Below are 20,150 nucleotides of genomic sequence, written 5' to 3'. Positions count from 1 at the left end.
GAGCATCACGACGGGATGGGACGTCGCGAGGCGGCCGAGGGCCGCCCCGGACGAGCTTACGGGTGATAGGCCACTTCGCCGTGCGAGGTGAGATCGAGCCCTTCGCGCTCTGCATCGGCTGTCGGACGCAGGCCGACGATCAGGTCGACGATCTTGTAGAGGATCGCGCTGCCGATACCCGACCACAGGATTGTCACCAGCACACCTTTGAACTGCGACATCAGCTGGGTGGCCGTGCCGGCGTAGCCGGCGGCGAAGTCGGCTGTCGAGTAATCGACGATGCCGGCGCCGCCGAGAGCGGGATTGACCAGGATACCGGTGCCGAGCGCGCCGATGATGCCGCCGATGCAGTGGATGCCGAAAACATCGAGGCTGTCGTCGTAGCCGAACTTGTTCTTCACCACCGAGACGAAGAAGTAGCAGACGCAAGTGGCGACGAGACCGAGCACGATGGCGCCCATCGGTCCGGCAAAGCCGGCGGCAGGTGTCACGGCGACGAGGCCGGTGACAGCACCCGAAACGGCGCCAAGCATGGATGCTTTGCCGCGCAGCAGCGTTTCAAGCACGATCCAGGTCACTGCCGCCGCCGCCGTGGCGACAAACGTATTGACCATGGCCAGCACGGCATAGGCGTTCGCTTCCAGGTTCGAACCGGCATTGAAGCCGAACCAGCCGACCCACAGCAGCGAGGCGCCGACCATGGTCAGCGTCATCGAGTGCGGCGCCATAACGTCCTTCTGGTAGCCGATACGCTTGCCGATCATCAGCGCGCCGACAAGGCCGGCAATGCCTGCATTGATGTGAACGACGGTGCCGCCGGCGAAGTCGATGGCGCCGAAGCCGAAGATGAGACCCGACGGATCGCTATAAGCGCTCGGGCCGCCCCAGAACCACACCATGTGCGCGATCGGGAAATATACGAAGGTGACCCAGAGGATGGTGAAAAGGATCACGGCGGAGAACTTGATGCGTTCGGCGAAAGCGCCGACGATCAGGGCAGGCGTGATGCAGGCGAAGGTCATCTGGAAGAGAACGAACACCAGTTCGGGAATGGCCACGCCCTTGGTGAAGGTTTCGGACACCGTCGTCACGTCGACGCCGGCCAGAAACATCTTGGAAAGGCCACCGACGAAGGCGTTGCCGGGGGTGAAGGCCAGGCTGTAGCCGTAGAAAACCCAGACGATCATGACCACGCTGGTGATGGTGAAGACCTGCATCAGCACCGACAGCATATTCTTGGCGCGAACCAGGCCACCGTAGAAAAGGGCAAGGCCGGGAATGGTCATCAGCAGCACCAGAATAGTGGAGATCATCATCCACGTCGTGTCGCCCTTGTCGACGGTGAATGCCGGCGCCGCTGCCGGTGCTGCCGGAGCCGCTTCCTGCGCGAACGCAGCAACCGTGCCCAGTGCAGCGAGAGCGAGCGAGCCCCAAACGGCCGCGCGTCCCGTTAACTTCAAGGTGGAAGGAATATTCATTGAACTCTCCATTGGAATACGTGTCCGCGGCTCAAAGCGCGTCGGTGTCTGTTTCGCCGGTGCGAATGCGCACCGCCTGGTCGATGCCGAAGACGAAGATCTTGCCGTCGCCGATCTGACCGGTCTTGGCCGCCGCGGTGATGGCTTCGACGGCCTTGTCGACCATGTCGACGGCGACCGCGACTTCGATCTTGATCTTCGGCAGGAAGCTGACCGCGTATTCCGCCCCGCGATAGATTTCCGTGTGCCCCTTCTGACGTCCGTAGCCTTTTACTTCGGTGACGGTCAGGCCTTGGATGCCGACTGCGGTGAGCGCCTCGCGCACCTCGTCGAGCTTGAACGGCTTTATGATTGCCATCACGATCTTCATAAGGTTTCACCCTTTGCTGTTGCGGGTCCCCGCGTTTGCACGACTTCGCCGATCCCCATGAGAGCCGGAGAGTGCCCGCTAGGATTCAAGCTCCGTGCCAATTGCCGAAGCAGGGTGTTAAGCTGTTGTTAAACAACGAAATCGGGAAGGTTTGTCGGCTGCCTGTTCACAGTCGCGTCAATGCAAATGATTAAAAAATAGGCAAATTCCGAAAAATGCCTACTCGGCAGGCGGCCGCTTCAGCCGGATGAGTCCTTCTTGGGCAACCGAGGCGATCAACGTGCCGTCGCGGGCAAATAGCGAGCCGCGGGTAAAGCCACGCGATCCTTGCGTCGACGGGCTGTCCTGCGTGTACAGCATCCAGTCGTCGAGCGGGTGGCTGCGATGGAACCACATGGCGTGGTCGAGGCTCGCTGCCTGGATGTCGCGATCGAAAATGGCGCGGCCGTGGGCAAAAGTCGAGGTGTCGAGCAACGTCATATCGGAGAGGTAAGCGAGCACGGCCGCCTGCGTGGCGCGGTCGGCCGGCACCGGGCCGGTGGTGCGGATCCAGATGTTCTGCTTCGGCTCGAGCTTTTCCCGGCTGGTGTAATGCTTCAGCATCACCGGCTTCATCTCGATCGGCCGGTCGCGCTCCCAATAGCGCTTGATGCCGTCGGGCACGGCTTCGCCGAACTTGCCCAGCAATTCGCGCTGCGACAGCAATGTGTCGGGCGCCGGCACGTCCTGCGGCATCGGCACCTGATGTTCCAGGCCGACCTCATCCTGCTGGAATGAGGCTTCCAGCGAAAAGATCGCCTGGCCGTGCTGGATCGCGACGACGCGGCGCGTGGTGAAGGAGCCGCCGTCACGGATGCGGTCGACCTCGTAGATGATCGGCACCTTGGTGTCGCCCGGTCGCATGAAATAGCCATGCAGCGAGTGCACATGGCGCTCGGCCTCGACCGTTCGCTGCGCGGCGACAAGCGCCTGGGCGATGGTCTGGCCGCCGAAGATGCGCTGCCAGTCGAGCTTGGGGCTGCGACCGCGATACAGGTTGTGTTCCAGCTGCTCGAGGTCGAGAATGCCGAGAAGCTCGTCCATGGCTGCCGTCATCTTGACCTCGCCGCAAAATTACCATGGCGGTTTCCGACAGGAACAGCGGGCAGTCAAGGGCGGAATGCCCGGCGACAGTCAGGCTGCGAAAGGAATTGCCATGGTGGACAGCAAGAATTCGCTCGACGTTCTGGTGGCCGGCGCCGGCTATATCGGCCTGGCCGCCGCCGTGTCTCTGAAGCAGGCGCGGCCGAGCCTCGCCGTTGCCGTCGTCGACGCAGCACCCGCCGGCGTCTGGCAGAAGGACGGCCGCGCCTCGGCGATTGCAGCCGCCGCGTGCCGCATGCTCGACCAGCTCGGCGTCTGGAACGAGATCGCGCCGGAGGCGCAGGCGATCACCGAAATGATCGTCACCGATTCGCGCACAACGGATCCGGTCCGTCCGGTGTTCCTCACCTTCGACGGCGAGGTCGCGCCCGGCGAACCCTTTGCGCATATGGTCGCCAACAAGGATTTGAACGGCGCCTTGCGCCGGCGCGCCGAACAGCTCGGCATCGGCATCATCGAGGGCGTCGCCGTCCGCGCCTTCGATACCAACGGCGCCGGCATCACCGTGCATCTTGCCGATGGCGCGACGCTTAAGGCGCGGCTGCTGGTCGCCGCCGACGGCGTCAACTCGAAGCTGCGCGACATGGCCGGCATCAAAACGGTGAAATGGGAGTATGGCCAGTCCGGCATCGTCTGCACGGTGGCGCATGAGCGGCCGCACAACGGCCGCGCCGAAGAGCATTTTCTTCCGGCCGGCCCCTTTGCCACGCTGCCACTCAAGCCGGGCAAGGACGGCACCAACCGTTCGTCGATCGTCTGGGTCGAACGGTCGCAGGATGCCGAAAAGCTGGTCGCAGGCGACACCCTGGTCCTGGAGTATGAGCTCGAGCACCGCTTTGGCCTCAAGCTCGGCGAAATCCATATCGCCGACAAGCCCCGCGCCTGGCCGCTCGGGCTGACCATTGCGCGCGCCTTCGTTGCGCCGCGCATCGCCTTGGCCGGCGACGCCGCCCACGGCATCCACCCGATCGCCGGCCAGGGCCTCAATCTGGGCTTCAAGGACGTGGCGGCACTTGCTGAGGTGGTGGTCGAGGCCGACCGGCTCGGCCAGGACATCGGCGCGCTCGACGTGCTTGAGCGCTACCAGCAATGGCGGCGCTTCGATACGGTGCAGATGGGCATCACCACCGATGTGCTGAACCGGCTGTTTTCCAACGATTTCGGCCCGCTGCGTACGTTGCGCGACGTCGGTCTTGGCCTTGTCGAACGCATGCCGCGGCTGAAGGGGTTCTTCATCCGCCAGGCGTCAGGTCTGTCCGGCGACACGCCGAAGCTGTTGAAGGGCGAGGCGATCTGATCCATCTCACAGACATGCCAGGATGTGTTGAGATTCAGGTCAGGCCGAGCCGGAGTCGAAGACGGGGCGCGAAGCGACCAACAGTGGCTTCCGAGAACCGGAGCGGAGCGTGCGTTTGGGTACGTGAGAATAGGAAGCGCAGGAAGCCACCCTTTGCAGGCCGGCATCACCTGAATATCAGCACACCCTAATTGACCTCGAAACCGAGCTTCTGGCGCAGCCGGAGCATGCGCTGGTCGGAAATCTGCTGGCTTTGCCCGCCGACTTCCGTGACACGGCTGACCATCTGTAGCAGATCGTTCCTTTCAGCCGCGTCGAGGCGTTCGCGCAGGAACGGTGCCAGCTTGTCGATGACGACCGTGGCATCGTCGATTTGCGAGGCCGCCCATTTGGCGTAGATCACCGCTTCATCGGTCTGCTTTTTGTCGGCAATCTCCGAGATCACCGATCGAATGGCAGCTTCGCGTTGCGGCAGCACCGGACCATGCTCGGAAACAATGGCGGTGATCAGCGTCGCCGCCGCCACGACCGGATCGTCGATCGCCGTCAACGGCGAGAGCGCCGCCTGCTTGCGCAGTTTCTTGCGGCGGACATTGCCCTGGACGCGGCCAACGACGTCGGCAACCTCACGCGCCGCGTCGTTCATGGTCTTCAGCCGGTACCACCAGAACGCCGCTGCCCCCAGCAGGCCGATTGCAGCAATCAATATATGCATGCCCAAGATCCCCAATCTCAGGCGACGACAAGAGAAGTGTCGTTTCGCTTCAACACGCAAAAGTTGCGTCAATTGAAGAAAACGAAAGCCTGCGCCAGTCGCCGGCCCCGACATCTCTACGACCCCGGCACATTGTAGATCGCCCGCACCTCGATCGTGCCGATTTCTGCCAGCGGAATGCCGCCGGCGATCTCCAGCGCCTCGTCGAGGTCCCCGGCCTCGATCATGACGAAACCGAGCAACTGCTCCTTGGTCTCGGCGAAGGGGCCGTCCGTGACCAGCCGCTTGCCTTTGCGCCGGCGCACGGTCTTCGACGTCTGCACCGATTGCAGCGCCTGCGCGATGATCAGCCGGCCGCTTTGCGCCACCGACCTGTCATAGGCCAGCGAATCGGCGTCGAGCTTGGCCAGCCTCGCAGGCGTCATTGCGTAGAGATCTTTTTCTTCGCCGTAGACCAGGCAAACGTATTTCATCTTTACCTCCATTCCTGGGTTGAAGCGGCAGCCGAGGCTAGGGAAATCTCGGCCGGGCCTTTGCCCGCTGTATGATCGAGCCCCGCTGCATAATCCAGAAAGGACACCGCAATCCCGATAATGGCAATCGCCGCAAGCAGCCGGCCGAAGCCGGAAGGCGGCAGGCGCGACCAGTCGGCTTGTTGTTCACCGGCCCTGTGGCTGGTGTTTGTCCAGTGAGCAGAAAACAGATTGTTCATGTGATCCTCCATCCAGCCACCAATTCCATGGCCGCCCGCAGGACGGCCGGGACAGATGGAAGTCGACATTTTTGCACGCATATTTTTTTCGCGATTTTTTTCCCGAGCGATTTTTTGCTTGACCATGATGTGTCACGCTGCCGCCGATACGAAAGCGCGGGTGGCCTTCGCTCCAGCGCGCGCTATAGTCGACTGGATGCCGATCACGGGCTCAATCACGACAATCAAGGAGGAATTGATGGACCGCACCGCCAACGCCGTTTGGAAAGGCAGTTTCAAGGAAGGCAAAGGCACGCTCGAAACCCAGAGCGGGACGCTGAAAGGTACGCCCTATTCTGCCAAGATGCGTTTCGAGGACGAGAGCGGCAAATCCGGCACCAACCCGGAAGAGCTGATCGCCGCCGCCCATGCCGGCTGCTACGCCATGCAGCTTTCGCATTTCCTCGCCGAGAACGGCACTCCGGCTGCCGAGCTCGACGCCAAGGCCGTGGTAACGCTGGTCCCCGGCACCGGCATCACCGGCAGCGCGATCACGCTGGTCGGCAAGGTGCCGGGCATCGATGCCGCCAAGTTCAAGGAACTGGCCGAAAAGGCCAAGGCCGAATGCCCAGTCTCGAAAGCGCTCGGCGCCATCAAAGTATCGCTCGACGCCAGTCTCGGGTGAGCCGTAAGCAAACCTGCATCGAACAGCCGGTCGATGATTGGCGACAGCATAGCGGCCATCCGATCTCCCTTGCGGGGGCTGGCAGGATAGAGGGAAGATCGCGGCTTTATTCCAGCTTGGGTTGCTCGCCCCACGACAGTGGGGAGAGGTGTCTCGGCGAAGCCGAGACGGAGAGGGGAACCGCGCTCTATTAAGCCCCCTCTCCCGCCCCCTAGGCGCCCCCCCACCCCCCCCGTGGGGTTGGGGGCGCCCCCCCCCCCCCCCCCCGGTGTGGCCCCCCCCGCTATATCCCCCCCCCTCCCGGGCCGCTGCGCGCCCACCTCTCCCCCGCTTCGCGGTGGGCGAGGAACCCAGTCTTGAGAGTCGGGGGCCCCACGGGCTCCCATCATGCCCGGGCGTAACCCAATGTCAGTTCTTTAAGGCCGCAGCGCGCACGTCCGACGGCGTCGCGTCATAGCGCCGGCGGAACGCCCGGTTGAAATAGGAAAGGTCGTTGAAGCCGGCATCGAAGGCGATTGCCGTGATGCTGCGGTCGGCATGAGAAGGATCGCCCAGCATGCGATGCGCGCGCACTAGCCGCTGGCGCAGCATGAAGTCCGACAGCGACGTGCCTTCGCTCTCGAACAGCTTTCGCACATAGCGGGCGCAGAGATGGTGGCGGGCGGCGATGTCTTCCGCCGACAGCTCGCCGTGCCCGCCATGGGCGAGGATATCGGCCTTGATGGCGCGCAATCGCGCCACCCGCACGCCGCGGCCACGCGCGATTTCGGCCGCATCCCTGGTCGCCCCCATGGCAAGCGCGGCAAGGTCGAAAATGTGAGTCGCGGCCAGCTGCCAGGTTTCCGGCGTCAGCGCATCGTCTGCATCCTGGATCGACTGGACATAGTCGAGCAGCAGCCGCATCGCCCCGCTCGTGGTCGGCAACGGCTGCATAAGCACCGAAGCCGGATCGCCGATCAGCGGCGAAAGCTGCCTCAGCGAGAAGCTCATATTGACGAAGCGCATGCCGCCCGGCTGGATGAGGTTGAGGCCGACCTCTTCGCCGCTCATCATCAGCGCCCGGCCGTTGCCGATCGGTTCCTCGCGGCCGCGATGCTTCATGACGCTCGCGCCATCGAGCGCCGCCAACAGGATGAGGTCGTCGCTGTCGATCAGCGGCATCGAGTGATGCGCCCGGAATTCCGAGGAAGTGCCGGTGGCAATGCCGAGGCCGGGCAGCGCACGCACTTTCATGTCGACACGCGTCGGTGCGAGCGGATCGAGCTCGACCTTGAGGACCGTGCGGCCGTAGACCTCGCGCATCACCTCGACGCGATCCTGCTCCGGAAACGCGTCCGTCATCAGCCTGAACGAGGTCGTCGCATTCATCGGCATCCCCAGCCCGAGAGCGCGCTGATATGCGCCGAGCCCCCTAAAACGTCAATACAGGGCCGTTTAGGCCGTTTTTAGGGCCGTCTCGTCCAAGCCGGCTTGTTCTCATCGGACGTAGTTTGCAGCCCGTTTCCAAAACCGGAAATCCATCGGCAATGACCACAAGGGGGTTCGATGTATCACCTGCAACTGCTCAGGACGCTGTCGGCGCTCGCCTCGGCGGGCTTCAATCCGCGCGTCTATCTCCTGTCGCTTGCGCTCGGAAAAACCGCCACCGATCATCGCGACCTGAAGCTGCCGCCGCGCATCAGGGAGCGTCAGCCATGAGCCTGCGATATGCTTTTTTGGCGGCGCCGATGCTGTGCCTTGGCCTTTCCGGCTGCGTCGGCCTCAATCCGATTTCCGCGGCTGTCGGCCTCGGCGGCATGGCGGCGGCAAACTCCATCGGCATGGAGCAATCGGGTGTCATCAGCCCGCAGGAGCAGGCGAAATATGCCGGCATGTCCTGTGCCGAGTTGCGGCAACAGGCCGCCGGCTACGAGGAGGCCAGGAACCATGGGCCTTCGCCGAAGAAATATGGCGGCATGGCACCCCCCGGCAAGATGGCGATCGTCAACAATGTCATAGCCACGCGGCTTGCCCATCTGCACAAGCTTATCGCGAACAAGGGATGCTGACCGGCTCCTCACCCGCGCGCCTGGCGGTTTTTGTCACACTGGCGGGCCTGACCGGTTGCCTGGCCGTCGGCCCGGCCGATGCCGCCGGCCAAGGCAAGGGGCAGACAGCCCGTTCGCGCCAGGGCTCGATACCACCAGCACTTGTCGGCAAATGGGGCTTTGCAGTCGCCAGCGGCGATCATTGCACGACGCTCGGCCACTGTGCGCCGGGCAGCGGCGGCAGCATCTCCTTCACCTTCGGCGCCAACGGGCGCACGCAATATGCGCTGTTCGAATCCTCGCTGGTCGACGGCTGCGGCCAGATCCAGTCGCTGACGCTGAAGACGGGCACGACGACCGTGCACGGCTCGACGCTGGTCTTCACGCCTAAGGCCGGAACCTACAAATCCGTCAATGGCTGCCGGCCCGATCTGACCGGCACCTGGAAGTTCGGCGCCGGCGACCTGAAGCCGGTCTCGCTGAGCTGGCAGTTGAATGGCCGGCAGTTGCGGCTGGTCGATCCGGGAGGCGAGGCGAGCGGCGTCTACAGCAGGAGATGAGGTCGCGATTCAGTGCCCCTCGCCGGTCAGCGCGTCGAGGCGGGCGCGCAATGCCGCGACCTCCTGCTCGAGGGCCTGCACGCGCATTTCCAGATCCGAGGCCGGCAAGGGCGATTGCTGGGGCGCCGCGGCAGCCGACAGCTGCACCGGCCCGCTGAGCAGTTGGACATAACGGTCCTCGCGCTGGCCCGGGCCGCGGTCGATCTGCTGCACCAGCGGCGGCCTGCGGCCGATCAGCAGATCGAGATTGCCGCGAAGCTCCTCGATCGACGGCAACCGTGCCATGCGCTCGCTTCGCGCCAGCAGTTCATAGGCCGTCTGCGGGCCGCGCAGCAACAACAGGCCGAGCAGCGCGATCTGCGCCGAGGTCAGGGAAAAGCGCTGCGCCACGACATGCTCATAGCGCTCGACGCGCGACGCGAACACCTGCCTGACCAGGCCCTTCTGCTCGAGCTGGCCAAGCGCCCTTCTAACCTCGGCAAGCTCGACCGACATTACCGGCTCGCGCGCCGTCTTCTGGTTGGCCGCGGCAAGTGCCGCATTGAGCGTCAGCGGATAGACGTCGGGCGTCAGCTCCTTCTTCTCGATCAGGCAGCCGAGCACACGCGCCTCGATGGGGGAGAGGATGGGAAGCTCATCGCTCATTGAAGTTCAGCCTCCCGGCGGTAAAAGTCGGTTGCAAGGACACGGTTTCGAGCCTGGCGGGCTTCATCCCGGATCACGCCGGCAAGGTTCATTTCGTGGTGACCATAGCGCGCCTCAAGATAGCGCGCGATCGCCGTCGGGATGAGACCGGTCCCCATTTCCCGCGTCTGGCTTTTGCGGTCGATCAGGCTGCGGATTTCATCGCTTGCCTGCGCTGGCATCTCGATTTGGTCGATGCACTCGCCAAGGTTCATCGGCGGTAGACCGGCGAGGCCGCGCTGCTCCATCCAGTCCAACGCGACCAGTGGTCGAATGAGATAGAACAGCTTCTTCAGCTTCACCTCGCCGGAAAAGCTGCCGATCTTGGCAACATGTGAACGCGCCAGGCCGAGATAGTGACGCGCTACTTTTGCCGGATCGACGATCTCGGCAAGCAGGTCGAGAAGGCGCCGCCGAAATCCCGTGACCTCTTCGTAGACGATTGATGATTTTGCCCATTCGACGATGACGGCATTGCCGCCGAGCCCGAGCAGCAAGGCCTTGCGCAGATCCCAGCCACCGGCATCGATCTCGCCTTCGATGGGAAATTCGATCACGTCGCGTGCCTGTTCCAACACAAGGTGATCCGATGCCGGCCTGACATAGACGAAACGGCAGTCATAGTCGCTGTCGGGAGACGGGAACCCCCAGGCGCGGCTGCCGCTTTCGATGGCGAACAGGATCGTCACGCCTTGCGTTCGCACGACATCGAGTCGCGCCCGGATCGCCGCGACGGCGTCAGATGAAAAATCGGCAGGTAGCTGCTTCATCTGCTGCTAAACCCGTCGCTCCACCATCATCTTCTTGATCTCGGCGATCGCCTTGGCCGGGTTGAGCCCCTTGGGGCAGGTCTGGGCGCAGTTCATGATCGTGTGACAGCGATAGAGCCGGAACGGGTCTTCGAGATTGTCGAGCCGCTCGCCCGTTGCCTCGTCCCTGGAATCGATCAGCCAGCGATAGGCCTGCAGCAGCGTCGCCGGGCCGAGATAGCGCTCGCCGTTCCACCAGTAGCTCGGGCAGGAGGTCGAGCAGCAGGCGCACAATATGCACTCGTAGAGCCCGTCGAGCTTTTCGCGGTCCTCATGGCTCTGCAGCCATTCCTTGGCCGGCTCGGGCGACACCGTCTTCAACCACGGCTCGATCGAGGCGTGCTGGGCATAGAAATTGGTGAGGTCGGGCACAAGGTCCTTGACCACTTGCATGTGCGGCAGCGGGTAGACCTTGATCGCGCCGGAAATGTCGTCGCAGCCCTTGGTGCAGGCCAGCGTGTTCGACCCGTCGATGTTCATGGCGCAGGAGCCGCAAATGCCTTCGCGGCAGGAACGGCGCAGCGTCAGCGTCGGGTCGATCTTGTTCTTGATCCAGAGCAGCGCGTCGAGCACCATCGGCCCGCAATCGTCCATGTCGACGAAATACGTGTCCATGCGCGGGTTCTCGTCATCGTCCGGCGACCAACGGTAGATGCGGTATTCGCGCAGGTTGGTCGCGCCCTCCGGCTTCGGCCAGGTTTTTCCGGCCATGATCTTCGAGTTTTTCGGAAGCGTGAGTTCGACCATTATCTCAGGTCCTTTCGGATGACGAGCTTCAGCCCGGACCAGATCCCGTTTATGGCGGCGACCTTGACGTCGACGAGGTCGAGCTTCAGCGCCTCGGTGCGGATAACGTCCTCGGTGACGTCGGTCGGCACTTTCGATGCCTTCTTTGGCCACGACACCCAAACCATGCCGTGCCGCTTAATCGCCGCTTCTACGTCGCCAAGACGGTCCTCGATTTCGACACGCCGCCGGGCGAAAGCATGCACGGCATCGTATTTCTCATGAACGCCAGAGATCGCCGACCAGTCAGCCAGCCGGTCGACGTGGGCAAAGTCGACGGCGTCGGTCAGATCGTCGAGTTCGGGCGGCAGGGCGACGAAGGCGGCAATCATCCTGTCCTTCAGGCCGAGCTTGGCCGGAAGGGGCGTGCCGGAATATCCAGCTGCCGCCAGCGCCATGATCAATACACCCTGGCCTTCGGCGCAATCTTGGCCGGGTTGATGCCGCCGTCTGCTTCCTTAAGCAGCGTCTCGGTGTGCACCGGCCGGTAGCTGAGCGCTACCTCGCCGGCCTCGTTGAGCCGGGCCAGCGTATGCTTGCGCCAGTTCGCGTCGTCGCGCGCCGAAAAGTCCTCCCGCGCGTGCGCCCCGCGGCTTTCCTTGCGCGCTTCGGCGCCGTAGACGGTGGTGATGGCGTTGGCCATCAGGTTTTCCAGCTCCAGCGTCTCGACCAGGTCGGAGTTCCAGATCATCGAGCGGTCGAACACCTTGACGTCGCCGAGTTCACCCCAGATCTGCGAAATGCGCCTGCAGCCGCTTTCCAACGATTCCTGGGTGCGGAACACCGCCGCGTCCTCCTGCATCGCCTTCTGCATCTTTTCGCGCAAAACCGCTGTCGGCGTCGAACCGTTGGCGTGGCGCAGCCGGTCGAAGCGGTCCATGATCTTTTCGACCGAGGCTTCGTTGGGCGACGGGATCGCGACGTTGCGGTCGATCACCTTGCCGGCCCGGATCGCCGCCGCACGGCCGAACACCACCAGGTCGATCAGCGAATTCGAACCCAGCCGGTTGGCGCCGTGCACCGAGGCGCAGCCGGCCTCGCCGACGGCCATCAGCCCGGGCAACACCTGGTCCGGGTTCAGGGCGGTCGGGTTGAGCACCTCGCCCCAGTAATTGGTCGGCACGCCGCCCATATTGTAATGGACGGTCGGCAGCACCGGGATCGGTTCCTTGGTCAGGTCGACGCCGGCAAAAATCTTTGCCGACTCTGAAATACCCGGGAGCCTTTCGTGCAAAACGGCCGGATCGAGATGGTCGAGGTGGAGAAAAATATGGTCCTTCTTCGGGCCGACGCCACGGCCTTCGCGGATCTCCAGCGTCATGCAGCGCGAGACCACGTCACGCGAAGCCAGATCCTTGGCTGACGGCGCGTAGCGTTCCATGAAGCGCTCGCCCTCGGAATTGACGAGATAGCCGCCCTCGCCGCGCGCGCCCTCGGTAATCAGGCAGCCGGCGCCGTAGATGCCGGTCGGGTGGAACTGCACGAACTCCATGTCCTGCAGCGCCAGGCCGGCGCGTGCGGCCATGCCGCCGCCATCGCCGGTGCAGGTATGCGCCGAGGTGGCCGAGAAATAGGCGCGGCCATAGCCGCCGGTCGCCAGCACCACCATCTTGGCCGAAAAACGGTGGATGGTGCCGTCGTCGAGGTTCCAGGCGACGACGCCGGTGCAGGTGCCGTCCGGCTCCATGATCAGGTCGAGCGCGAAATACTCGATGAAGAACTGCGCATTGTGCTTCAGCGACTGACCGTACAGCGTATGCAGCATGGCGTGGCCGGTGCGGTCGGCGGCAGCGCAGGTGCGCTGCACCGGCGGCCCTTCGCCGAAATTCATCATCATGCCGCCGAACGGCCGCTGGTAGATTTTCCCGTCCTCGGTGCGGCTGAAGGGAACGCCGTAATGCTCGAGTTCATAGACCGCCGCCGGCGCCTCGCGCACCATGTATTCCTGCGCGTCGGTATCACCCAGCCAATCCGAGCCCTTGACCGTGTCGAAGAGATGCCACTGCCAGTTGTCGGGCCCCATATTGGCGAGCGAGGCGGCGATGCCGCCCTGAGCGGCGACCGTGTGCGAGCGCGTCGGGAAAACCTTGGTGATGCAGGCGGTGCGCAGGCCCTGCTCGGCCATTCCGAGCGTGGCACGCAGGCCAGCACCGCCGGCGCCGACGACCACGACGTCGAATTTGTGGTCGACATAGCTATAGGCGGAAGCCGTATTGGCGTTCTTCGCGTCCTTGGCCAAAAATCAGCCTCCAAATGCCAGTTTAAGCAGGGCGAAGACCGAAGCGACGCCGACGACTACGGGAAAGAATGTGTTGAGCGCGAGCAGCGCCAACCTGGTGCCCTCGCCATGCACATAGTCTTCGATGATCGCCTGCATGCCGAGCCGCATGTGGTAGAGCACCGACAACAGCACCAGCGCCAGGACCAGTGCCACGAACGGATTGGCAAGTGCGGCGCGCACCTCGAGATAGCTGGCGCCGTTGAGTGCGATCAGGAAGCCGACGAAGAACAGGACCAGCGGGATGTTGGAGATCGCCGTCAGCCGCTGGCGCCAGAAATGGCCGGTGCCCTCGCGGGCCGAACCCAGGCCGCGGACCTTGGCCAGCGGCGTGCGCATATCGGTGTTTTTGCCTGTCATGTCAGGCTCCCCCGCGCCATGTAGCCGGCGATCCAGATCAGCAGCGTCAGCGTGACCGAGCCGGCCAGCGTCGCCCAGGCGATCCTCGAGGCCGTATGCTTTTCCAGCCCTGCCCCAGTGTCCCAGATAAGATGGCGCACGCCGCCCAGCATGTGGTGCATCAGCGCCCAGCTGTAGCCGAACAGCACCAACCGCCCCAGCCAGGAGCCGAAGGCCCAGTTGACGGCATTGAAGGTCGCCTCCGAGCTCGCCGCCGCCATCAGCCACAGCGCGACCAGCAGCGTGCCGAAATAGAGCGCCCCGCCAGTGATGCGGTGGATGATCGACATTGTCATCGTGATCGGCGGCCGATAGACGGTCAGATGCGGTGAAAGCGGCCGTTCACGTCTGGTAAATTCGCGGGTGGCTGGTGATTTGCTCATGGCTCCCCCAGTTCGGCGTCTCTGGAGCCTCAGGTGGAAATGCGGCATTGCCGCTTCCGGTTGCGACTTCGGACAGCCGGTTTCTAATGCTCTTTTTGCACCGCGTCAAAGCCGGAAAATCGTTTTGAAAACGTAATTTAGTCTTATGAAAGCGAGGCTTCCAGCTTCAATCGATTAGGACTGTCGCCTTGAGCCGGCACAATGTCGCTGCACTGCAAAATATGGCTGCCGCACCGGACGGATCAGCGTTTACAGGCCAGCGGTGAGGCACCGCCCTTCATCACCAGCGCGTCGCGGCCGTCGATCACGATCGCGTCATGCGCCTCGCCGTAACGGCTGGTCTGATTGGCAGGTGAGGCCGGCAGCTCGGAGCTGCTGCCGTCCGGGCCGAGCACGCGCACCGACGTGCCGAGGTTCTCGATGGCCATCATGCTCCCGTCGGCGCATTTGTAGGTTGCCTTGCGCGGCTGTGGCGCCGACGACTCGCCGACAGCGGGAGCGACGGCGGTATTTTCGAGCTTAGGCCCACTGGTCTGCGGCGCGCAGGCGGCGGCAGCCAGCAGCGAGGAGACGGCCAGCGCTATCCGAAACGTGCGGCGTAACCTCATATGCTGCTTTCCCCCGCGCGCATCGAGCCCGCCGCGATGCTCCGGCAAGCCGCCGGATTTTCATGCTTTTTGAGTCGCGCCCGATGCCGGCGATGGTGGGAACAAGGCATGGCCGAATGATGGCCGGTGGGCGACCGAGTATTAACCATGTTTTCCGAGACCTCGCGGCGGCGGCGGTTGCCCTCTTAACAAAGGTTAATAAAAGGTTAATTTCTGATTCGAGGAGGCTTGCCTCCCAGCAATGGAGCAGCACGCCATGCATTCGAATTCAGCAGGATCGCGCCTTCCCTGGTTCCTATTGGCGGCGCTCGCCGTCGGCGTCGTCGCACCGGCATTCGCCGGAACGCGCCATCATGACCGCGTCTATGCCGATTCCTTCGGCAATCTCGTCATCGACAGCGCCGCCGGCTACAAGCGTATCCTCGTTGGCGAGGGCAAGCTGGCCAAGGAATTGTCCGACTACACCAGCGCCGGCCAGCCCGACGTGATCTACGAAAACGAATCGGACGATGTCCGCGACGGCGACTGCTACAGGCCGCCGGTTTTCGTCAAGGGCCGCAGCTATATGTACGGCCTCTCCGACGGCGAAATGCCGGAGCTCAGCCCCTGCCGCTGACGGCCACGCCGCCCTTTGTCGACGGCGCCGGCAAGGCAACAGCCGACCCCACCGAGACACGCACGCAATCGCGGCCGCTGCCTTTCGCCTGATAGAGCGCTTTGTCGGCGCGCCGCAGCAGGTCGGAAAAGCTTTCGCCCGGACCAAGCTCGGCAACGCCGAAGCTGGCGCTGCAGCGATGATCCGCCGGCAGGCAGTCGATGGGCGTGGCACCGAAGGCGGTACGCGTGCCCTCGGCGAAGAGCCGGGCGGCGGCGAGGTTGGTCCCCGGCAGGAAAATAGCGAATTCCTCGCCGCCGATCCGGCCGGCGACATGATGGTCGGCCGCGGCATCGCGGAGAAAACCGGCAAAGGTCTCGATGACCCGATCGCCGGACGCGTGGCCGTACGTATCGTTGATGCGCTTGAAATGGTCGAGATCGGCAATGACCAGTGCCGCCGAGACAGCCCGCCGCATGGCGTCGCGCAGTGCGATCTCGGCATGGCGCTCGAAGCCGCCACGGTTGAGCAGCCGTGAAAGCGTATCGGTTTCCGATTTCGACGTCGCCTCGGCGAGCACGTCGCGGACCAGGATAGCCAACGTCACCAGCGCAAGCGCCAGGCCGAACACGGTGCCGATAGACTGCGACACCAACGCGTAGCTGGTCTGCGCATAAGATTGCGGGTTGGCGCCCCAGCCGCCAAGCGCATGGGCGATGAAGGGTTTGCTGGCGAACTGCAAGGTGCTGGCCGCCAGGACAGCCATCAGCATATAGTCGAGCCGCTCGCGTCTTTGCCTGGACGACAAGACGATCGCCAGCCCGGTGAACTGCATGGCCGCATAGGGAAGCTGGTAGGCCGCCATTCGCAGAAAGGATTGGCGTGGCAGGTCCTGTACGAAATAGACCGCGAGGGTGGCGAAGACCAGGAAGAACAGCATCGGCGGCCAAGGCGGCGAAACGCGGTATTTCTGGGCAAGCCCGCCATTGAAGGCGACGGTTGCGCCAAGGAAAGCGGCAAAGGCGGCGACAACCACGGGGCGCGCATTGTCGAAGGCGGGAATGCTGAACTCGATGGCGAAATAGGCCATGCCGAGCACATAGCCGAACGCCAGCCAGCGCGCCGACACCCGTCCGGCGTCATAGACCGCGATCGTCATGAAGGCCGCCGCCAGCAGCCCGGCAACGAACAGGTTGATCACCAGGATGAAATTGGCGCTGCCCATTGCGCGTTTTTGGCACTCCCCGCCGAACAGCAAACCACTGAGGCGCGAAAAAGACGTTAATTCGAGGCCGCCGCTGACGCTCAGCCGGCACTGGTCCGATCGGGAAAGAACACCGTTTCAGGCCGCTGATAGGACAGGCACACGCTGTCGCGGCCATTCCTCTTGGCTTTGTAGAGCGCTTCGTCGGCACGGCGCATCAGCGGGTCCAGCCCTTCGTCGCCCGTACGGGCGGCCACGCCGAAGCTCACGGTCACTCTTGTGTCGGGCGGAAGCCCGTCGATTCTGCCCGCCGAATAGAGCGTGCGAATGGCTTCGGCAAACAGTCTTGCCGCGCCAAGGTCACTGAGCGGCAAGAGCACGGCGAACTCCTCGCCGCCGATGCGGCCGGCAACGCCGCGCGTGCCTGCAGCCGATAGAAGCTTGGCGGCGAAGTCGGCGATGACGCGATCCCCGGCCGCGTGGCCATGCTGATCATTGAGCGCCTTGAAATGATCGAGATCGGCCAACACCAGCGCAACCGGCAATCGCGCCGTGGCACAGTGCTGCAGGACAAGCATGGCGCGCTCCTCGAAGCCGCGGCGGTTGAGCAGGCCCGATAATGGGTCCGTCAGGGTTTCGGTCTTCAGGGCCTTCATCACATCGAGCGCGGCGGCGCCGAACAGGCAAAGCGCGATAAGCAGCGACAGCAATGCATGCGACAGCAGTGCCGTCGTCCAATAGGACGACGAGTAAAGCCCTTCATAGCTGGTAAATGGACCATGCGCGATGACGACGGCAAGGGTCCGCACCAGGAAGTTCAGACCGGAAAGCAGCGACAGCACGAACAGGATCATCTCCGTCGGGCCGTTGTTGCGCACCACGCGCAACTCGGCGGCGACAACCAGGCTGATGCCGCCGAAGCTGAAATTGATGGCAAGGATCCGCCACGTGATATCCGGCCGGGCAAAGAGAAACCATGAGACCGCGGCCAGGCCGCCGCCCGCCAGAATGCCGATCGCTGGATACGGCACGCGCCGCCCGTAGCGCGCGATGACCGCGCCGGCGAGACAGCAGGTCGCGAAGGTGAAGCATAGGATGGACATGAGCTTGGTCGGCGCCATACCGACCGGCAGCGTGAAATACTGGAGCAGGAAGCCTGCGGCCGAGGCCGAGTAGCCCGCCGCCAGCACGATCAGATAGGGACGGTGGCGCTGATAGAACCACAGCACGAGAAATGCCGCGCCGAGTGTGAGGGCAATGCCTGGATTGAGCAGCGCTATGAGCAGGCCGGTGTCCAAGCGCTGTAAGTTCCCCTCGCTTCCCCTGAGGAGACCTTAGAGCGGAAGCCCAAACAAGCGGTTAAGCGAAGGCGAATATACGACGGATGCATCGGTGAAGCTGCTGGACGGAACCGGGAACGGCGGGCGGCGTTTCACGACGGCAACCAGGAGACGCTCTGATGGCCGACACGATCATGCTGACCGATCACGATGCAATTCGCTCATGGGCCGCGGCGCGCGCCGGCTTTCCGGCGATCGTCGACGTGTCGCCTGAAGCCGGAACCCAGGCCATGCTGAGGCTGGTCTTCGGCCAGCACGCCTACCAGGATCAGGACGAGGCCGAACGCCCGATCAATGCCGGCGGCTATGAACTGGTCGAATGGGACGAATGGTTCAAGCTCTTCGACGAGCGCCAACTGGCGCTGGTCGTCGCAAAGGACCAACCCGGCCGCCGTGAGGGATTCCACGAATTCGTCAGGCGCCCCAGCTGAAGAAATGCCCGAACCGCACTGCGGCTCGGGCAACTCATATCCGACTGCGTGCCCTGCGCTATTTCCACTCGCGGATATCGACGAAATGGCCGGCGATCGCTGCTGCTGCCGCCATTGCCGGCGACACCAGATGGGTGCGGCCCTTGAAGCCTTGGCGGCCCTCGAAATTGCGGTTCGAGGTCGAGGCGCAGCGCTCATGCGGCTTCAGCCGGTCGTCGTTCATGGCAAGGCACATCGAGCAGCCCGGCTCGCGCCAGTCGAAACCGGCGGCGACAAAGATCTTGTCGAGACCTTCGGCCTCGGCCTGTTCCTTGACCAGGCCGGAGCCCGGCACGATCATCGCACTGACCCGCGGATTGACCTTTTTGCCCTCGATCACCTTGGCGGCGGCGCGCAGATCCTCGATGCGGCCATTGGTGCAGGAGCCGATGAAGACGCGATCGAGTTCGATATCGGTGATCTTGGTGCCCGGCGTCAGGCCCATATAGTCGAGCGCGCGTTGCTTGGAGGTGCGCTTGTTCTCATCAGTGATGTCGTCCGGGTTCGGCACGCTGCCCTGGACCGAAACGACGTCCTCGGGCGAGGAGCCCCAGGAGACGATCGGCGGCAGCTTTGCCGCGTCGAGCACGACCACCTTGTCGAAATGCGCGCCTTCGTCGGACTGCAGCGTCTTCCAATAGGCGAGCGCGGCATCCCAGGCTTCGCCCTTGGGGGCGCGCGGCTTGTCCTTGACATAGGCGAAGGTGGTCTCGTCGGGCGCGATCAGGCCGGCGCGGGCGCCGGCTTCGATCGACATGTTGCAGATCGTCATGCGGCCTTCCATCGACAGCGCACGGATCGCTTCGCCGGCATATTCGATGACATAGCCGGTGCCGCCGGCCGTGCCGATTTCGCCGATGATGGCAAGGATGATGTCCTTGGCGGTGACGCCTTCCGGCAGCGCGCCGTCGACACGCACCAGCATGTTCTTGGCCTTGCGCTGGATCAGCGTCTGCGTCGCCAGCACATGCTCGACTTCCGAGGTGCCGATGCCATGCGCCAGCGCGCCGAACGCGCCATGCGTCGAGGTGTGGCTGTCGCCGCAGACGATGGTCATGCCGGGCAGCGTAAAGCCTTGCTCCGGCCCGATGATGTGGACGATGCCCTGGCGGATGTCCTTCTCGGAATAGTATTCGATACCGAAATCCTTGGCGTTTTTGGCCAGCGCCTCGACCTGGATGCGGCTTTCCTCGTTCTTGATTCCAAACTTGCGTTCCGGCGAGGTCGACACATTGTGATCGACCACGGCCAGCGTCTTTTCCGGATGCCGAACCTTGCGGCCGGTCATGCGCAGGCCTTCGAAAGCCTGCGGGCTGGTGACTTCGTGGACGAGGTGGCGGTCGATGTAGAGCAGGCAGGTGCCGTCGTCCTGGCGGTCGACCACATGGTCGTCGAAAATCTTGTCGTAGAGGGTGCGCGGTGCGCTCATTTGCGTAAATCCGTCGATTTAAAAAAAGGAAAAGGACGCCGGTCGGCCCGGCGAAACAGCCTGGCGAGTCTGCCTTAGCTAAGTCGGCTGGTCAGCGCCCCGCAGACGCGCGCCGAAAATCGCGACGGCAGGCGTTTTCTGTCCTGCAGCACGAAACCCTTATAGGCCGGATCGCCAAAAAGCTCTTCCATGGCGCTGC

General features: G+C 63.6%; 25 protein-coding genes. 7 read left to right on the top strand and 18 right to left on the bottom strand.

All coding sequences use genetic code 11. The features are described from left to right. Positions 1-56: 56 nt before the first annotated feature. The 3 genes from NKG95_RS00550 to tesB form a co-directional block, all read right to left on the bottom strand. Positions 57-1,478 (bottom strand): ammonium transporter, encoded by a 1,422-nt coding sequence (locus NKG95_RS00550; protein WP_352845333.1) that lies wholly within the window; start codon positions 1,476-1,478, stop codon positions 57-59. 31 nt (positions 1,479-1,509) lie between these two features. Further along, entirely contained in the window at positions 1,510-1,848 is a 339-nt protein-coding gene (locus tag NKG95_RS00545) for a P-II family nitrogen regulator (RefSeq protein ID WP_023679755.1), read from the bottom strand. A 219-nt stretch (positions 1,849-2,067) separates the two neighbouring features. Beyond that, positions 2,068-2,943, bottom strand: a complete 876-nt coding sequence (gene tesB, locus NKG95_RS00540) for an acyl-CoA thioesterase II (protein WP_023722686.1) — start codon at positions 2,941-2,943, stop codon at positions 2,068-2,070. 100 nt (positions 2,944-3,043) lie between these two features. Here tesB and NKG95_RS00535 point away from each other — a divergent pair, with 100 nt between their 5' ends. Next, positions 3,044-4,288, top strand: coding sequence for a ubiquinone biosynthesis hydroxylase (locus NKG95_RS00535; RefSeq protein ID WP_353039901.1), 1,245 nt, complete (start codon positions 3,044-3,046; stop codon positions 4,286-4,288). 187 nt (positions 4,289-4,475) lie between these two features. Here the strand turns inward: NKG95_RS00535 and NKG95_RS00530 are convergent, their stop codons facing one another. From NKG95_RS00530 to NKG95_RS00520, 3 genes are all read right to left on the bottom strand, one after another. Continuing rightward, positions 4,476-5,003 carry a hypothetical protein gene (locus tag NKG95_RS00530; protein WP_023722688.1) on the bottom strand — a complete coding sequence of 176 codons (528 nt, stop codon included), beginning with the start codon at positions 5,001-5,003 and terminating at the stop codon, positions 4,476-4,478. Between the two features lie 116 nt (positions 5,004-5,119). Continuing rightward, entirely contained in the window at positions 5,120-5,476 is a 357-nt protein-coding gene (locus NKG95_RS00525) for a YciI family protein (RefSeq protein ID WP_352999009.1), read from the bottom strand. Between the two features lie 2 nt (positions 5,477-5,478). Next, the gene (locus tag NKG95_RS00520) at positions 5,479-5,841 is read right to left on the bottom strand and encodes a hypothetical protein (protein ID WP_352845337.1); all 363 of its coding nucleotides are present in this window, start codon (positions 5,839-5,841) and stop codon (positions 5,479-5,481) included. A 112-nt stretch (positions 5,842-5,953) separates the two neighbouring features. Between NKG95_RS00520 and NKG95_RS00515 the strand changes: the two genes are divergently transcribed. Then, a complete protein-coding gene (locus NKG95_RS00515) occupies positions 5,954-6,379 on the top strand; it encodes an OsmC family protein (protein ID WP_352494072.1) in 426 nt (141 codons plus the stop codon). 408 nt (positions 6,380-6,787) lie between these two features. On the opposite strand, the gene NKG95_RS00510 is transcribed toward NKG95_RS00515, so the two are convergent. Continuing rightward, the gene (locus tag NKG95_RS00510) at positions 6,788-7,747 is read right to left on the bottom strand and encodes a helix-turn-helix transcriptional regulator (RefSeq protein ID WP_352494071.1); all 960 of its coding nucleotides are present in this window, start codon (positions 7,745-7,747) and stop codon (positions 6,788-6,790) included. Positions 7,748-7,924: 177 nt separating this feature from the next. On the opposite strand from NKG95_RS00510, the gene NKG95_RS00505 reads away from it, so the two are divergent. The 3 genes from NKG95_RS00505 to NKG95_RS00495 are packed head-to-tail and all read left to right on the top strand — an operon-like array spanning position 7,925 to position 8,966. Next, the gene (locus NKG95_RS00505; RefSeq protein ID WP_352494070.1) at positions 7,925-8,077 is read left to right on the top strand and encodes a hypothetical protein; all 153 of its coding nucleotides are present in this window, start codon (positions 7,925-7,927) and stop codon (positions 8,075-8,077) included. Further along, positions 8,074-8,427 (top strand): hypothetical protein, encoded by a 354-nt coding sequence (locus NKG95_RS00500; RefSeq protein ID WP_353039632.1) that lies wholly within the window; start codon positions 8,074-8,076, stop codon positions 8,425-8,427. The genes NKG95_RS00505 and NKG95_RS00500 overlap by 4 nt, the downstream gene beginning before the upstream one ends. Beyond that, positions 8,421-8,966 carry a hypothetical protein gene (locus tag NKG95_RS00495; protein WP_353039630.1) on the top strand — a complete coding sequence of 182 codons (546 nt, stop codon included), beginning with the start codon at positions 8,421-8,423 and terminating at the stop codon, positions 8,964-8,966. The genes NKG95_RS00500 and NKG95_RS00495 overlap by 7 nt, the downstream gene beginning before the upstream one ends. Before the next feature lie 9 nt (positions 8,967-8,975). On the opposite strand, the gene NKG95_RS00490 is transcribed toward NKG95_RS00495, so the two are convergent. The 8 genes from NKG95_RS00490 to NKG95_RS00455 all read right to left on the bottom strand — a co-directional run bounded on the left by NKG95_RS00490 (position 8,976) and on the right by NKG95_RS00455 (position 14,913). Beyond that, positions 8,976-9,611 (bottom strand): YceH family protein, encoded by a 636-nt coding sequence (locus NKG95_RS00490; protein ID WP_353020040.1) that lies wholly within the window; start codon positions 9,609-9,611, stop codon positions 8,976-8,978. Continuing rightward, positions 9,608-10,420 (bottom strand): nucleotidyltransferase domain-containing protein, encoded by an 813-nt coding sequence (locus NKG95_RS00485; RefSeq protein ID WP_023722698.1) that lies wholly within the window; start codon positions 10,418-10,420, stop codon positions 9,608-9,610. Before NKG95_RS00485 ends, NKG95_RS00490 begins: the two co-directional genes overlap by 4 nt. A 6-nt stretch (positions 10,421-10,426) precedes the next feature. After that, positions 10,427-11,206, bottom strand: a complete 780-nt coding sequence (locus NKG95_RS00480; RefSeq protein WP_023722699.1) for a succinate dehydrogenase iron-sulfur subunit — start codon at positions 11,204-11,206, stop codon at positions 10,427-10,429. After that, a complete protein-coding gene (locus NKG95_RS00475) occupies positions 11,206-11,643 on the bottom strand; it encodes a DUF3052 domain-containing protein (protein ID WP_353039628.1) in 438 nt (145 codons plus the stop codon). Before NKG95_RS00475 ends, NKG95_RS00480 begins: the two co-directional genes overlap by 1 nt. Before the next feature lie 2 nt (positions 11,644-11,645). Beyond that, positions 11,646-13,484, bottom strand: coding sequence for a succinate dehydrogenase flavoprotein subunit (sdhA, locus tag NKG95_RS00470; RefSeq protein WP_353039626.1), 1,839 nt, complete (start codon positions 13,482-13,484; stop codon positions 11,646-11,648). A 3-nt stretch (positions 13,485-13,487) separates the two neighbouring features. Further along, a complete protein-coding gene (gene sdhD / locus NKG95_RS00465; protein ID WP_352845345.1) occupies positions 13,488-13,883 on the bottom strand; it encodes a succinate dehydrogenase, hydrophobic membrane anchor protein in 396 nt (131 codons plus the stop codon). Beyond that, positions 13,880-14,305, bottom strand: a complete 426-nt coding sequence (gene sdhC, locus NKG95_RS00460; protein ID WP_352962014.1) for a succinate dehydrogenase, cytochrome b556 subunit — start codon at positions 14,303-14,305, stop codon at positions 13,880-13,882. The genes sdhD and sdhC overlap by 4 nt, the downstream gene beginning before the upstream one ends. 242 nt (positions 14,306-14,547) lie before the next feature. Next, entirely contained in the window at positions 14,548-14,913 is a 366-nt protein-coding gene (locus NKG95_RS00455; protein ID WP_352536463.1) for a hypothetical protein, read from the bottom strand. 256 nt (positions 14,914-15,169) lie between these two features. Between NKG95_RS00455 and NKG95_RS00450 the strand changes: the two genes are divergently transcribed. Then, positions 15,170-15,529: a hypothetical protein gene (locus NKG95_RS00450; RefSeq protein WP_353004062.1), complete on the top strand. Its 360-nt coding sequence runs from the start codon at positions 15,170-15,172 to the stop codon at positions 15,527-15,529. Here NKG95_RS00450 and NKG95_RS00445 read toward each other — a convergent pair. Continuing rightward, positions 15,513-16,733, bottom strand: coding sequence for a GGDEF domain-containing protein (locus NKG95_RS00445; RefSeq protein ID WP_353039624.1), 1,221 nt, complete (start codon positions 16,731-16,733; stop codon positions 15,513-15,515). The two genes, NKG95_RS00450 and NKG95_RS00445, sit on opposite strands and share 17 nt — an antisense overlap. A gap of 80 nt (positions 16,734-16,813) precedes the next feature. After that, the gene (locus NKG95_RS00440) at positions 16,814-18,010 is read right to left on the bottom strand and encodes a GGDEF domain-containing protein (protein WP_353039622.1); all 1,197 of its coding nucleotides are present in this window, start codon (positions 18,008-18,010) and stop codon (positions 16,814-16,816) included. Positions 18,011-18,171: 161 nt separating this feature from the next. On the opposite strand from NKG95_RS00440, the gene NKG95_RS00435 reads away from it, so the two are divergent. Beyond that, positions 18,172-18,483, top strand: coding sequence for a hypothetical protein (locus NKG95_RS00435; protein ID WP_023722708.1), 312 nt, complete (start codon positions 18,172-18,174; stop codon positions 18,481-18,483). Between the two features lie 58 nt (positions 18,484-18,541). Here NKG95_RS00435 and leuC read toward each other — a convergent pair whose 3' ends face one another. After that, the gene (gene leuC / locus NKG95_RS00430; RefSeq protein ID WP_353039620.1) at positions 18,542-19,951 is read right to left on the bottom strand and encodes a 3-isopropylmalate dehydratase large subunit; all 1,410 of its coding nucleotides are present in this window, start codon (positions 19,949-19,951) and stop codon (positions 18,542-18,544) included. Between the last annotated feature and the right edge of the window lie 199 nt (positions 19,952-20,150).

This window comes from Mesorhizobium sp. M1423, from assembly GCF_040317575.1.
In the GTDB taxonomy this organism is placed as follows: domain Bacteria; phylum Pseudomonadota; class Alphaproteobacteria; order Rhizobiales; family Rhizobiaceae; genus Mesorhizobium.
This window is presented reverse-complemented; position numbering and strand designations above follow the sequence as displayed.

Excerpts from the sequence above, each read along its gene's own strand:
- leuC (WP_353039620.1), bottom strand. The coding sequence starts at position 19,951 with ATGAGCGCACCGCGCACCCTCTACGACAAGATTTTCGACGACCATGTG.
- NKG95_RS00500 (WP_353039632.1), top strand. The coding sequence starts at position 8,074 with ATGAGCCTGCGATATGCTTTTTTGGCGGCGCCGATGCTGTGCCTTGGC.
- NKG95_RS00520 (WP_352845337.1), bottom strand. The coding sequence starts at position 5,841 with ATGGTCAAGCAAAAAATCGCTCGGGAAAAAAATCGCGAAAAAAATATG.
- NKG95_RS00515 (WP_352494072.1), top strand. The coding sequence starts at position 5,954 with ATGGACCGCACCGCCAACGCCGTTTGGAAAGGCAGTTTCAAGGAAGGC.
- sdhD (WP_352845345.1), bottom strand. The coding sequence starts at position 13,883 with ATGACAGGCAAAAACACCGATATGCGCACGCCGCTGGCCAAGGTCCGC.
- NKG95_RS00435 (WP_023722708.1), top strand. The coding sequence starts at position 18,172 with ATGGCCGACACGATCATGCTGACCGATCACGATGCAATTCGCTCATGG.
- NKG95_RS00525 (WP_352999009.1), bottom strand. The coding sequence starts at position 5,476 with ATGAAATACGTTTGCCTGGTCTACGGCGAAGAAAAAGATCTCTACGCA.
- NKG95_RS00485 (WP_023722698.1), bottom strand. The coding sequence starts at position 10,420 with ATGAAGCAGCTACCTGCCGATTTTTCATCTGACGCCGTCGCGGCGATC.
- NKG95_RS00545 (WP_023679755.1), bottom strand. The coding sequence starts at position 1,848 with ATGAAGATCGTGATGGCAATCATAAAGCCGTTCAAGCTCGACGAGGTG.
- NKG95_RS00495 (WP_353039630.1), top strand. The coding sequence starts at position 8,421 with ATGCTGACCGGCTCCTCACCCGCGCGCCTGGCGGTTTTTGTCACACTG.
- NKG95_RS00490 (WP_353020040.1), bottom strand. The coding sequence starts at position 9,611 with ATGAGCGATGAGCTTCCCATCCTCTCCCCCATCGAGGCGCGTGTGCTC.
- NKG95_RS00530 (WP_023722688.1), bottom strand. The coding sequence starts at position 5,003 with ATGCATATATTGATTGCTGCAATCGGCCTGCTGGGGGCAGCGGCGTTC.
- NKG95_RS00445 (WP_353039624.1), bottom strand. The coding sequence starts at position 16,733 with ATGGGCAGCGCCAATTTCATCCTGGTGATCAACCTGTTCGTTGCCGGG.
- NKG95_RS00535 (WP_353039901.1), top strand. The coding sequence starts at position 3,044 with ATGGTGGACAGCAAGAATTCGCTCGACGTTCTGGTGGCCGGCGCCGGC.
- NKG95_RS00550 (WP_352845333.1), bottom strand. The coding sequence starts at position 1,478 with ATGAATATTCCTTCCACCTTGAAGTTAACGGGACGCGCGGCCGTTTGG.
- sdhC (WP_352962014.1), bottom strand. The coding sequence starts at position 14,305 with ATGAGCAAATCACCAGCCACCCGCGAATTTACCAGACGTGAACGGCCG.
- NKG95_RS00475 (WP_353039628.1), bottom strand. The coding sequence starts at position 11,643 with ATGGCGCTGGCGGCAGCTGGATATTCCGGCACGCCCCTTCCGGCCAAG.
- NKG95_RS00450 (WP_353004062.1), top strand. The coding sequence starts at position 15,170 with ATGCATTCGAATTCAGCAGGATCGCGCCTTCCCTGGTTCCTATTGGCG.
- tesB (WP_023722686.1), bottom strand. The coding sequence starts at position 2,943 with ATGACGGCAGCCATGGACGAGCTTCTCGGCATTCTCGACCTCGAGCAG.
- NKG95_RS00455 (WP_352536463.1), bottom strand. The coding sequence starts at position 14,913 with ATGAGGTTACGCCGCACGTTTCGGATAGCGCTGGCCGTCTCCTCGCTG.
- NKG95_RS00510 (WP_352494071.1), bottom strand. The coding sequence starts at position 7,747 with ATGAATGCGACGACCTCGTTCAGGCTGATGACGGACGCGTTTCCGGAG.
- NKG95_RS00480 (WP_023722699.1), bottom strand. The coding sequence starts at position 11,206 with ATGGTCGAACTCACGCTTCCGAAAAACTCGAAGATCATGGCCGGAAAA.
- NKG95_RS00505 (WP_352494070.1), top strand. The coding sequence starts at position 7,925 with ATGTATCACCTGCAACTGCTCAGGACGCTGTCGGCGCTCGCCTCGGCG.